Annotated in this window: 10 protein-coding genes; 9 read left to right on the forward strand and 1 reads right to left on the reverse strand. The window is 46.0% G+C overall.

Going from position 1 to position 12,364, the window contains the following annotated elements; genetic code table 11:
• The first annotated feature begins 186 nt into the window (after positions 1–186).
• The 4 genes from G517_RS0114070 (at position 187) to lipA (ending at position 3,568) form a co-directional block, all read left to right on the forward strand.
• Complete coding sequence (locus G517_RS0114070; RefSeq protein WP_028304939.1) at positions 187–1,353, forward strand: D-alanyl-D-alanine carboxypeptidase family protein; 1,167 nt, start codon at positions 187–189, stop codon at positions 1,351–1,353.
• 250 nt (positions 1,354–1,603) lie between these two features.
• Positions 1,604–1,873 (forward strand): HP0495 family protein, encoded by a 270-nt coding sequence (locus G517_RS0114075; protein WP_028304940.1) that lies wholly within the window; start codon positions 1,604–1,606, stop codon positions 1,871–1,873.
• A 27-nt stretch (positions 1,874–1,900) separates the two neighbouring features.
• The gene (lipB, locus tag G517_RS0114080; protein WP_028304941.1) at positions 1,901–2,554 is read left to right on the forward strand and encodes a lipoyl(octanoyl) transferase LipB; all 654 of its coding nucleotides are present in this window, start codon (positions 1,901–1,903) and stop codon (positions 2,552–2,554) included.
• Positions 2,555–2,557: 3 nt separating this feature from the next.
• Complete coding sequence (gene lipA, locus G517_RS0114085; RefSeq protein WP_028304942.1) at positions 2,558–3,568, forward strand: lipoyl synthase; 1,011 nt, start codon at positions 2,558–2,560, stop codon at positions 3,566–3,568.
• Between the two features lie 94 nt (positions 3,569–3,662).
• Here lipA and G517_RS0114090 read toward each other — a convergent pair whose 3' ends face one another.
• Positions 3,663–4,223, reverse strand: coding sequence for a D-sedoheptulose-7-phosphate isomerase (locus G517_RS0114090; RefSeq protein WP_028304943.1), 561 nt, complete (start codon positions 4,221–4,223; stop codon positions 3,663–3,665).
• 92 nt (positions 4,224–4,315) lie between these two features.
• Between G517_RS0114090 and G517_RS0114095 the strand changes: the two genes are divergently transcribed.
• The 5 genes from G517_RS0114095 (at position 4,316) to adk (ending at position 12,330) form a co-directional block, all read left to right on the forward strand.
• Entirely contained in the window at positions 4,316–5,245 is a 930-nt protein-coding gene (locus tag G517_RS0114095; protein ID WP_028304944.1) for an ROK family protein, read from the forward strand.
• Between the two features lie 410 nt (positions 5,246–5,655).
• Entirely contained in the window at positions 5,656–8,322 is a 2,667-nt protein-coding gene (aceE, locus tag G517_RS0114100) for a pyruvate dehydrogenase (acetyl-transferring), homodimeric type (RefSeq protein WP_028304945.1), read from the forward strand.
• Between the two features lie 158 nt (positions 8,323–8,480).
• Positions 8,481–10,496 carry a pyruvate dehydrogenase complex dihydrolipoyllysine-residue acetyltransferase gene (gene aceF, locus G517_RS0114105; protein WP_028304946.1) on the forward strand — a complete coding sequence of 672 codons (2,016 nt, stop codon included), beginning with the start codon at positions 8,481–8,483 and terminating at the stop codon, positions 10,494–10,496.
• A gap of 216 nt (positions 10,497–10,712) precedes the next feature.
• Complete coding sequence (locus G517_RS0114115; RefSeq protein WP_036591533.1) at positions 10,713–11,387, forward strand: LysE family translocator; 675 nt, start codon at positions 10,713–10,715, stop codon at positions 11,385–11,387.
• A gap of 289 nt (positions 11,388–11,676) precedes the next feature.
• A complete protein-coding gene (adk, locus tag G517_RS0114120; protein WP_028304948.1) occupies positions 11,677–12,330 on the forward strand; it encodes an adenylate kinase in 654 nt (217 codons plus the stop codon).
• Positions 12,331–12,364: the final 34 nt, after the last annotated feature.

Genomic DNA, 12,364 nt, shown 5'->3' on the forward strand with positions numbered 1-12,364 from the left:
GTGCATCTTAAATAAGTTGTTAGAATTGATAGCTATTATTAGGCTGTTTTTTAAGGTTTATAGCTATCTGATGCGCTTTTAATGCGGCATGTTATAATTATTGTTTTGAATACTGATTCCGCATTTTATGCGACGTCAGAAATACACGCAGTATCCTGCATTTATAAAGGTTAAGAGTTAGTCATCATGAGGATTTTTCGACAAATTCGTGCAAAAGCAGTGGTTGTCATCTCGGTATTGGGTCTTTTGGTATCTCTCACGGCCCAAGCATCCTTGATACCTGCACCGCCGAAGTTAGCAGCTAAATCCTATATCCTGATCGACGCTGATAGTGGTCGGGTATTGGTTGAGAATGACGCCGATAAGCGCTTACCCCCTGCAAGTTTGACTAAAATGATGACGGCTTATTTGGTTGAGTCTGAAATCGCTAAGGGTAATATCAGTCCGGAAGATAAAGTTCGCATTAGCGTTAAAGCTTGGAAAGCACCGGGTTCTCGTATGTTTATCAAAGAAGGTGATTTTGTCACCATTTCTGATTTACTGAAGGGGATTATTATTCAATCGGGTAATGATGCGAGTATTGCCGTTGCTGAACATATTGGTGGTAGTGAGGCTGCTTTTGCAGACCTAATGACCCAGCATGCCGAAGCGATGGGTATGAAGGATACTCAATATATGAATGCGACAGGGTTGCCAATGGATGGGCATTATTCAACTGCCCGTGATCTTTCTATCTTAGCAAACCGCATTATTAAAGATTATCCAGAACAGTATAATATCTACTCTCAGCAATACTTTACTTATAACAATATTCGTCAGCCTAACCGTAACCGTTTATTGTGGCGGGATAAGTCTGTTGATGGGCTAAAAACAGGCCATACAGATGAAGCCGGCTATTGCTTGGTGGCTTCTGCTAAGCGTGGCGGCATGCGCTTGATTTCTGTTGTTATGGGCACGAATAGTGAAGAGTCTCGGGCACGGGAAAGTCAGAAATTACTGGCTTATGGCTTCCGTTATTTTGAAACACTAAAACCTTACTCTGCGGGCGATATTTTGAATGAGCCTCGCGTATGGGGCGGACAAAAGCCCGATGTGAAGTTAGGTATTCGCCATGATATGAATATCACTATTCCGCGGGGTCAGGCTAAGCGCCTAACAGCTAAGCTTAATGTGAGCAAAGTGATTCAGGCTCCTGTGTCAGAAGGACAGGCAATGGGTGTGCTACAAATTAGCTTGGATGATGAAATTTTGGCCGAACGTCCACTGGTTGCTTTAGAATCTGTTGAAGAGGGTGGTTTCTTCAAACGCCTTTGGGATTCTATTGTACTTTTCTTTAAGGGCTTGCTGGGCTAGAAAAAAATAATTTTGCCCATATATTCTGATATTAAGGTTGATATGAGGTTTGACGATAAAGACCAACTGGATTAGTTGGTTAAAACTGAAAGCAATAACAAGGTTTCGGTTTTGCACAGTGTCAGTCAAAAACAGTATCAGTCAAAAAGCTGATATAAGGGACGGGGCTTTGTGCCCCGTTTCTGTTATTAGGCATTTCATACATTATTAGAGTTCGTTGACCGGTAACGGTACGATAGGTTTGTGGAAAATGAGTAATCAAGACGCACCAAAAATTGAATTTCCTTGCGACTATCCCTTAAAAATTCTTGGTCATGCAGGAGAAGACTTTCAGCAGACAGTCTTAGATGTTATCGAAGTGCATGCCCCTGGCTTTGATCAGGCTTCAGTGACACTGGTTGATAGCAGTAAGGGCCGTTTTCAGTCGGTTCGTGTCATTATTACTGCCACGGGAGAGCCGCAATTAAAGTCAATTTTTGAAGACCTAAAGGCCACTGGTCGCGTTAAAATGGTGATCTAAGGGGTTCCCTTGACAAAGCAGAATGCAATGCCACCCATAAAGGTTTGTTATCTTGGTCAGGTGCCTTACGAAGATACTTGGCAGAGAATGCAGGAGTATACTAATACTCGAGGGCCTGATGATGCGGATCAAATCTGGATTTTAGAGCATCCTCCTGTTTTTACTCAGGGCTTAGCAGGTAAAGATGAACACCTTCTCGCACCTGGGGATATTCCTGTTGTGAAGGTTGATCGTGGAGGCCAGGTGACATATCACGGCCCTGGTCAATTGGTGGTTTATCTGCTGTTGGATGTGAAGCGTCTTGGTAGTGGTGTTCGTCATTTAGTCACCTTAATGGAAACCTCTGTTGTTGAAGCGCTTAAACAGGCTGGTGTTGAGGCTTACCCTAAGCCTGACGCTCCCGGTGTTTACGTTAAGATTGATCATGAAGAGTGTAAAATTGCGTCTTTGGGTTTGCGTATTCGCCGAGGTTGCTCCTTTCATGGTTTGGCTTTTAACTTAGATATGAATGCTTCGCCGTTCTTAAGAATTAATCCTTGTGGCTATCAGGGATTGCGTATGACGCAGCTGGCAGAAGTTGCTCCTAAGGTAACCCCTGAGGAGGCAACGCATTGGGTGCTGAACCACCTTATCGAGGGGTTAGGCAACCCTACTATTACAGAACAAAAAGGGCTGGATTAGTTTATGAGTGATACACACTCTCAAATTGTTGATGCTGCGGCAACAACCCAAAAAGTAGTTAAAAAAACGGGTAAGGTTGAGCAGGGTGTTAAGCTGCGTGGTGCTGATAAGACTGACCGTATTCCGGTGAAGATTATTCCGACAGAAGAGATTCCCCGTAAGCCAGAATGGCTTCGCGTTCGTATGTACGCCACACCGGAGGTTCGCCGGATTAAAGAAACTCTGCGCAGCCGTAAGTTGCATACCGTATGTGAAGAAGCCGCTTGTCCGAACCTTGGCGAATGCTTTAATGGCGGTACAGCGACCTTTATGATTATGGGTGATATCTGTACCCGTCGCTGTCCATTTTGTGATGTCGCCCATGGCCGTCCAAATAACCTGAATCAAGATGAGCCCCGTGAGCTGGCGGAAGCGATTGCAGATATGCGCCTAAAGTATGTTGTGATCACCTCGGTGGATCGTGACGACCTGCGCGACGGTGGTGCTCAGCATTTTGCGGATTGTATTTCAGAAACCCGTAAGCGTATGGACAGTATCGAGATTGAAGTGCTGGTGCCGGACTTCCGTGGTCGTATGGATGTTGCGTTGGATATTCTTCAGCAAACGCCGCCAGATGTGTTTAATCACAACCTAGAAACCGTGCCTTCACTGTATCGTAAAGTACGTCCTGGAGCGGATTATCAATGGTCACTGGATCTGCTGAAAAAGTATAAAGAGCGTTGCCCAGAGGTATTAACCAAGTCAGGCTTGATGCTCGGCGTGGGTGAGACCAAAGAACAGGTTGTTGAGGTATTAAAAGATCTACGAGCTCATAATGTAGATATGCTAACCCTAGGGCAGTATATGCAGCCGTCTAAAAACCATTTGGCTATTGATCGCTGGGTACATCCTGATGAGTTTGATGAGCTACGGGTTATTGCCGAAGGTCTAGGCTTTAAACATGTTGCTTCTGGCCCGCTTGTACGCTCGAGCTACCATGCGGACAAACAAGCCCATGGTGAAGAAGTTAAATAGACCCTTCTGACTGTCAGACCGCAACAAAAAAGCGCCTTTTCCCCGATGGGTAACGGGCGCTTTTTTGTGCGCAGACAAAGGTGGGGTAGAGTCTTCAGTCGGTAAAACGCTCATCCATCGCTTCGCAAAGCCAATGTCCAATCACCATGTGAGCTTCCTGAATACGGGCCGTTTCTGTTGTTGGTATTTTTAGCAGAGCATCTGCGATATCTAACAGTTTTCCTCCGCTTTCACCTGTCCATGCATAGGTAAAGCACCCGATCTCTTTAGCGACCTTAATAGCATCAATAATATTGGCACTATTCCCTGATGTAGACAAACCGATCACAATATCTTCAGGGCGCGCTAAGGCCTCAATCTGACGGCTAAATACCGTATCAAAGCTATAATCATTAGAGTGTGCGGTTAGAATTGAGGTGTCCGTTGTTAGGGCAATAGCGGCAAGGGTTGGGCGCTCTTTTTTGTAACGAACAACAAACTCAGCGGCAAGGTGCTGGCTGTCTGCGGCGCTGCCACCGTTACCCATAAAAAATACCTTACCGCCTTGCTTGATTGCGTGTTCGACTCGGTCGGCCAAGGTGTTAATGCCAGGCTCTAACCTTTCCAGTTGTTGCACGGTGTCCATGTGACGCTGTAATGCAGCTAAGAAGCTCATAACTCATACCCAATAAAGTAAGTTGTAGTGTTTGAATTGTACAATAGACGGTAAAGAACAAAAGGCAGAGACTGCCTTAAGGGTGAAAGAAAATGTATCTCGGGATCGATTTAGGCGGTACTAAAATTGAAGCGGTAGTTCTTGACCCTCTGGGCGTGATCGTTTTTCGTCAACGGATGCCTACACCAAAAAATAACTACACGGCAACTTTAGCGGTTATTGCGGCATTAGTCTCGATGGCAGAGCAGAAATTTGGTTCATTTTCTAGCGTTGGTTTGGGCACGCCTGGGGCCGTATCTCAAGTTAATGGTGCTATGAAAAACTGTAACTCAACCTGCCTTAATGGTCGTTTTTTGAGAGAAGATTTAGCCAAGTTACTGGGCAAAGAGATAAAGATTTCTAATGATGCGAACTGTTTTGCGCTATCAGAAGCCGTAGATGGTGTGGGAAAAAATGCTCAAGTCGTCTTTGGCATTATTTTAGGAACAGGTGTCGGCGGTGGGATTGTCGTGGAACAGAATGTCTTGCTTGGTGTCAATGGAATAGCCGGAGAGTGGGGCCATAATTCAATGCCTAGTGAGGGTGTTAAAGGGATGGCTGATCGGCTGTGTTACTGTGGTAGGGCTAATTGTGTTGAAACTTTTTTATCGGGCCCTGGGTTTGCTAAAACCTATTGTGAGCATCTTGAGGCCGCTTCTGAACATAGAAATACGGATCAAAATTTAACGGCAAAACAGATTGCTGACCTTGCCTGCCAAGGAGATCAGATTGCTTTGAGGGCGGTTGATTGTTATGCCAATCAGTTGGCCGCAGCTTTAGCCAGTGTCATTAATCTTCTTGACCCAGATTTGATTGTGCTCGGCGGTGGAATGAGCAATCTAACGTTACTTTATAACAAGGTTGAAGCGTATTTGCTTCGTTATGTCTTTTCTGATGGGGTAAAGACCCAGATAGCACCACCTCAGTATGGTGATTCTAGTGGCGTTCGCGGGGCAGCATGGTTGACGTTATCAGGTGGCTGACGTTGCGGACTGATATTGTCAGGCTGACATGATCGTACGAATAGCGGTTTTTTATATGACCTTTGTCTAGTTAGTGACCAGAATGTAGGGGCTTAGACACTCTAATTTTTGTCTTTAATTTTTTTTTGTAGTATTTTTACAAGACTCGACGGATTACATTTATAATAAGTACCGTCAAACAAAAGTCAGGCCGATAAATCTCAGGTCTGCAAATATTGAATCATTTCGCGCTTGCGATATGGGGTGGTTGCAGTGTTTCGGTAAAAAAAACGGAAATATTGCTACAGATTAAAAAGTCCGAAATGTTCTGGGTGTAAATAAACTACAAGTACCTTACAAGGTGCAAACACCCGAATGGTCACATGATCTGTGACTCGGCTGAATCGGAAAAAATGCGGAGAGTTGATAATATGAGTCTGGATACACGAGCAGATCTTGATCCGATAGAAACCCAGGAATGGTTAGATTCACTGGATTCTGTACTGGATCGCGAAGGGGAAGATCGTGCTCAGTTTCTGCTAAGCGAACTGGGTAACCGTTTACGCCGTGATGGCGCTCAACCGCCGTTCTCAATCACCACACCACACCGTAATACTATTCCGGTTCACCGTGAAGCACGTATGCCTGGTGATTTGTTCATGGAGCGTCGTATTCGATCTGTGATTCGTTGGAATGCGATTGCGATGGTCATGCGGGCTAATAAAAAGAACCCAGGCATTGGCGGTCATATCTCAAGCTTTATGTCCAGTGCTACGCTATATGACGTAGGCTTTAACTATTTCTTCCGTGCGCCGAAAGACGATTTCGAAGGCGACTTGGTTTATATCCAAGGTCATACGGCACCGGGTATCTATTCTCGTTCTTTCCTTGAAGGCCGTTTAAGCGAAGAGCAGCTGGATAAATTCCGTCAGGAAGTTGACGGCGGTGGTCTATCTTCTTATCCACACCCTTGGCTGATGCCAGATTACTGGCAGTTCCCGACCGTTTCGATGGGACTTGGCCCGTTGGGCGCTATTTACCAAGCCCATGTGATGAAGTATTTGGACAGCCGCGGCAAGAAGCCGATGGATGACCGTAAAATTTGGGCTTTCCTTGGTGATGGTGAATGTGATGAGCCAGAAACTCTGGGGGCAATCTCGCTAGCTGGTCGTGAAAAACTAGATAACTTGATCTTCGTGATTAACTGTAACCTGCAGCGCCTTGACGGCCCTGTTCGTGGTAACGGCAGCGTGATTACTGAGCTTGAAGGTGTCTTCCGTGGCGCTGGTTGGAACGTAATCAAGGTAGTATGGGGGCGTTTCTGGGACCCTCTGTTTGAGCGCGACAACAAAGACATCATGCAGAAACGCATGGATGAAGTGGTTGATGGTGAATACCAGAACTACAAGCAAAAAGGTGGCGCGTACACCCGCGAACACTTCTTTGGCAAATATCCTGAGTTGGCTGACATGGTTAAAGATATGTCAGACGAAGATATCTATCGTCTGAACCGTGGTGGTCACGACCCGTATAAAGTTTATGCCGCATACCATGAGGCCGTTAATACCACAGGTAAACCAACGGTTATTCTAGCTCATACCGTTAAAGGTTACGGTATCGGTGAAGATGGTGAAGCGACTAACGACACTCATTCGGTTAAATCCCTGCAGATGGCGGGACTGAAGAAGTTCCGTGATCGCTTTGGTATTCCTCTGACGGATGCTCAGTTAGAAGACGTGCCTTACTACAAACCCGCTGATGACAGCCCTGAAATGCAGTATATGCAAGCTCAGCGCAAGCGTTTAGGCGGTTATCTACCGGCTCGTCGTAAGAGCTTTGAACCGTTGGAAATTCCGGGTCTGGACAACAAGATATTTGAAGCCCAGCTGAAAGGTTCTAATGGTCGTGAAGTATCCACCACGATGGCTTTTGTTCGTATTCTGTCGGGTTTGGTTAAAGATAAAGCGATTGGCGAACGTGTTGTGCCTATCGTGCCAGATGAGGCGCGTACTTTCGGCATGGAAGGTATGTTCCGTCAACTAGGTATCTACACCTCTGAAGGTCAGAAATATAAGCCGGAAGATGCTGACCAGATTATGTTCTATAAAGAAGATAAGAAAGGTCAGATCCTTGAAGAAGGTATCTCTGAAGCCGGTGCTATGTCTGCTTGGGTTGCCGCAGGTTCTAGCTACAGCAATCACAACTATGCATTGATTCCTTTCTACATCTACTACTCCATGTTTGGCTTCCAGCGTATCGGTGATATCGCTTGGTTGGCCGGTGATATTCAGGCTAAAGGCTTCCTAGTAGGCGGTACTGCAGGTCGTACAACGCTGAACGGTGAAGGTCTGCAGCACCAGGATGGTCACAGCCATATTCTGGCAGGTACTATCCCTAACTGTGTCACCTATGACCCTGCTTATGCTTACGAGATGGCGGTTATTGTTCAAGATGGTTTACGTCGTATGTATCAGGAGCAAGAAAACTGCTTCTACTACCTGACTGCTATGAACGAAAACTATGAACAGCCTGCTATGCCTGAAGGTGCTGCAGAGGGTATCTTGAAAGGTATGTACCTGCTGAAAGAAGGCGGTGATAGCACGCTGAAAGTACAGCTAATGGGTTCTGGTACGATTCTGCGTGAAGTGATTGCTGGTGCTGAACTGCTGAAAGCAGACTTTGGTGTTGAGGCTGATATTTGGAGTGTGACCAGCTTTAACGAGCTGCGTCGTGATGGCTTGGCTGCCGATCGACAAAACTTCTTGCATCCTGAATCGGATGAGAAAGAAGCGTACATTACTTCTTGCTTGAAAGAGCGTCAGGGGCCTGTGATTGCTTCGACTGATTACATGAAACTGCATGCTGATCAGGTACGCAGCTTTATCCCGACAGACTATCGGGTACTGGGTACCGATGGCTTTGGTCGTTCAGATACCCGTCAGAAACTGCGTCACTTCTTTGAAGTGGATCGCTATTTCGTCGCTGTTGCTGCGTTGAAAGCCCTAGCCGATCGCGGTGAAGTTGAGCGTAAAGTTGTGGCTGAAGCGATTAAGAAATACAACATCAATCCAGAAAAATGTGACCCACTGACCTGTTAATTATTGCTAAAAATCGGCGTGTGCGGGGCAGCCTAAATCTGCTGCCCTGACTTTTATATCAAAATAATACGCCATTATTGAACAACTAACAGGTAACAGCTTTGACTCGGTTTAAACCATAAATACCGAGTCAAACCAATCGAATAGGAGCGAGAGCTTTGAGTACTGAAATCATCAAAGTGCCGGATATCGGCGGAGATTCTGATGTAGAAGTCATCGAGGTCTGTGTTGCAGTGGGTGACCGCGTTGAGGCCGAAGATTCTCTGGTTGTTTTAGAATCAGATAAAGCATCGATGGATATACCTAGCCCGAAATCAGGCATAGTAAAAGCGATTAAAATTAATGTAGGTGATCAGGTTTCTGAGGGTCACGACATTCTAGAATTAGAACTTGAAGGTACTGACGCAGCGGCTCAAGAGACTCCTGTTGCTGCGACTCAAGCGGCAGCGGTACCGGTTCAACAAGAAGCGACAGCGGTTCAACAAGAAGTGACACAGTCTCAAGAACCACAAAAAGCAGCGCCATCTGTTGCCGCAGCCCCAAGTGTGCAGACCGTTTGTGTGCCAGATATTGGTGATGACGGTGAAGTTGAAGTCATTGAGATTAGTGTATCTGTTGGTGACGAGATTGCAGAGGAAGATTCCATTGTTGTGCTGGAGTCAGATAAAGCCTCTATGGAAGTACCCTCTCCTGTTGCCGGTAAAGTGATTGAAATTCTGATCAGTACCGGTGCTAAGGTTTCAGAAGGTAGCGAAATTCTGCGCGTTGAAACGGCGGGCGGTGTGGTTGAAGCGGTAGGTGTTGATGCTGCTCCTGCTCCTGTTGCTGAGCAAGCTCCTGCGGCTAGCCCTGCCCCAGTATCGGCCCCGGCACCTGCTGCAGGCCCTGTGCGTAAAGAAATTTACGTTCCAGACTTGAGCGGTAACTCTGACGTACCTGTCATTGAGGTTTCGGTTGCTGTTGGTGCGGATCTGCAAGAAGAAGATGGCTTGATCGTTCTGGAAACCGATAAAGCGACCATGGATATTCCAGCGCCTTACGCTGGTAAGTTGGTCGAGTTCTTTATCACAGAAGGTCAAACTGTAAACCAAGGTGACCTACTGGGTGTGATGGAAGTTATGGAAGAAGCTCCAGCACAGACTGCTGCTGCTTCAACGATCACTCCAGCAGCATCTGTATCTTCAGCGGTTCCAGCGGCAACACCTGTATCTCCAGCGGTAACACCAAGTGCGGATACTGGCCGACGTTCAGGTAAAGTACACGCCGGCCCATCGGTTCGTATGGTTGCCCGTGAGTTTGGTATTGATCTACTTGATGTAACACCTAGCGGCCCTCGGGGCCGTATCCTGAAAGAAGATGTTCAGGTTTATGTGAAACAGGTGATGCAGCAAGCTAAATCTGCGCCAAAATCAGCCCCTACGGCTGCAAGTAGTGGTGCAGGTATTCCGGCAATTCCTACGATTGATTTTAGCCAATTTGGTGAGATCGAAGAGAAGCCGATGGGGCGTCTATTAAAAGCTGGTGCGGTTAACCTGCATCGCTCTTGGTTGAATGTACCTCATGTCACTCAGTTCGATGAAGCGGATATCACAGAACTTGAGAAATTTCGTAAATCGATGAAAGCGGAAGCAGAAAAGCGTGGCTCTAAATTGACGCCAATGCCGTTTATTCTGAAAGCTTGCGCTTATGCACTACAGAAATACCCTCAGTTTAATGTATCGTTGCATCCAGACGGTGATAAGCTGATCCATAAGAAATATATCAATATCGGTTTTGCTGTTGATACGCCAGACGGACTACTTGTGCCAGTCGTTCGTAATGTTGACCAGATGTCTCTCTGGGAACTGGCTGATGCAACGGCAGATCTGGCCTCGCGCGCTCAGAAGAAACAGCTGAAAGGCGATGATATGAAAGGTGGTTGCTTTACTATTTCGAGCTTAGGTTCGATTGGTGGCACAGCATTTACCCCGATTGTTAACGCACCGGAAGTGGCTATTCTTGGCGTATCGAAAGCCAGTATTAAGCCTGTGTGGAATGGAAGTGACTTTGTGCCACGGCAAATGCTGCCGTTGTCGCTTTCTTATGATCACCGGGCGATCAACGGAGCTGATGCAGCGCGCTTCACGGCGTTTATTGCAGCAGTTCTCGCTGATATTCGTCAGATGCTGATGTAAGCCTGTGCCGGCTTAGTAGCTGACGGAAGCTCCATTGTTACCCGAAAGGGGTGTTGTGCCTGTGGCGGTATTCTTCGGAATACCGCCTTTTTATGGTCTATTTCTGCGATTTTCTTCATCATTTTCAGGCGGTTCTTCCTGCTGCTAGTACTGTTTTATGATCATGTTGGGTATGATTAGCCGCTTACTTTCCCTCTTGAATAATAGAGCTCTGTGATGAATGACTTTCTTGCTGTGTTACTTTCTTTTTTTGATCAACAGTTCTGGACTTTCTTAATCGCTATTACACTGCTAACGATGTCGCCAGGTGTAGATACGATTGTTGTTATTCGAAATACGTTACGAGGCGGTGTTTGGGATGGTCTTGTCACGAGTGTGGCGCTTTGTTTAGGGTTGTTTGTCCATGCGATTATTTCGGCAGGTGGTATTTCTCTCATACTTCTCCAGTCGGCAGCGTTGTTCACCGCTTTAAAATTGGTTGGGGCACTGTATCTTATTTGGCTGGGGATAAAGAGCTTTCGATCAGCATTTAGAGGGAACGCTGGGGTTATACTGGATCGAACGATTGTCAGCACAGAAAAAGCAAGTGATCCTGACTATTGGCGCTCATTTCGTGAGGGCTTTTTAAGCAATGTGCTCAATCCAAAAACTATTGTTTTTTATATGGCTTTTTTACCTCAATTTATTCAACCAGAAGAGCCTGCCATGCTAAAGTCGCTCTTTTTAGCCGGTGTGCATTTTGGTATAGCTAATATCTGGCAGCTCGTTTTAATCTTAATGGTCGGCAAAGCGGCACATTGGTTATCTAAGGGTTCCGTGATGCGTGTTATTGATGGTTTGATTGGCTCTGTTATGGTTGCTTTTGGCTTACGTTTAGCACTCGATCGCTAATATTAAAGGTGCTACGTTTAGCTAGAAATTAAACAAACGATCGTTTGCCGGTTACAACGAACGTATCCTTGTTTTTGATCTGCGGTACAGGTATTGTCGTTTTCCTATTTGTACCGGATTTGACTGATCAGACTTGTTAAGTCCTTGCTGTCAGGTGCGACTCTTCAGGCGATCACTAACAATAAGCGCCACACCTGAATAGATAAAGAATTCGAGTAAGATACACCGAGGTTGTATCTCACTTAAAAAGAATAAACGATTAAATAATTACATTAAGGAGCATTACTCCATGCGTTTAATTTTGTTGGGCGCTCCAGGCGCTGGTAAAGGTACTCAAGCTCAGTTTATTTGTGAGAAGTTTGGTATCCCTCAAATCTCTACAGGCGATATGCTTCGTGCTGCCGTTAAAGAAGGGTCTGAGCTAGGCCTGAAAGTTAAAGAGATTATGGAAACCGGTGGCTTGGTATCAGATGAGCTGATTATCTCTCTGGTAAAAGAGCGTATTACCCAGGATGATTGCAAAGCAGGCTTCCTATTTGATGGTTTCCCTCGCACGATTCCTCAAGCCGATGCTATGAAGGATGCGGGTGTAGAGCTCGATCACGTTGTAGAGATCGCAGTTGAGGACGAAGAGATCATTAAGCGTATGAGTGGTCGTCGTGTACACCCTGCTTCAGGTCGTACCTATCATGTCATCTTCAACCAGCCTAAGGTTGAAGGTAAAGATGATGCAACAGGTGAAGACCTTATTCAGCGTGAAGATGATAAAGAAGAAACCGTTCGTCATCGCCTAAGTGTTTATCATGAGCAAACAGCACCGTTAGTTGATTACTATAAATCATGGCAAGCGACAGGCGCAGCAGAAGCACCTAAATACACCCATGTTGCCGGTGTAGGTAGCGTTGATGATATCCGTGAAAAAGTATTTGCGGCGTTAGTGTAAGCGTTAAATATAAGAACGAAGCCAGAAAGGGGAT

Source organism: Oceanospirillum maris DSM 6286 (genome assembly GCF_000422865.1).
GTDB classification, from domain to species: Bacteria; Pseudomonadota; Gammaproteobacteria; order Pseudomonadales; family Halomonadaceae; genus Oceanospirillum; species Oceanospirillum maris.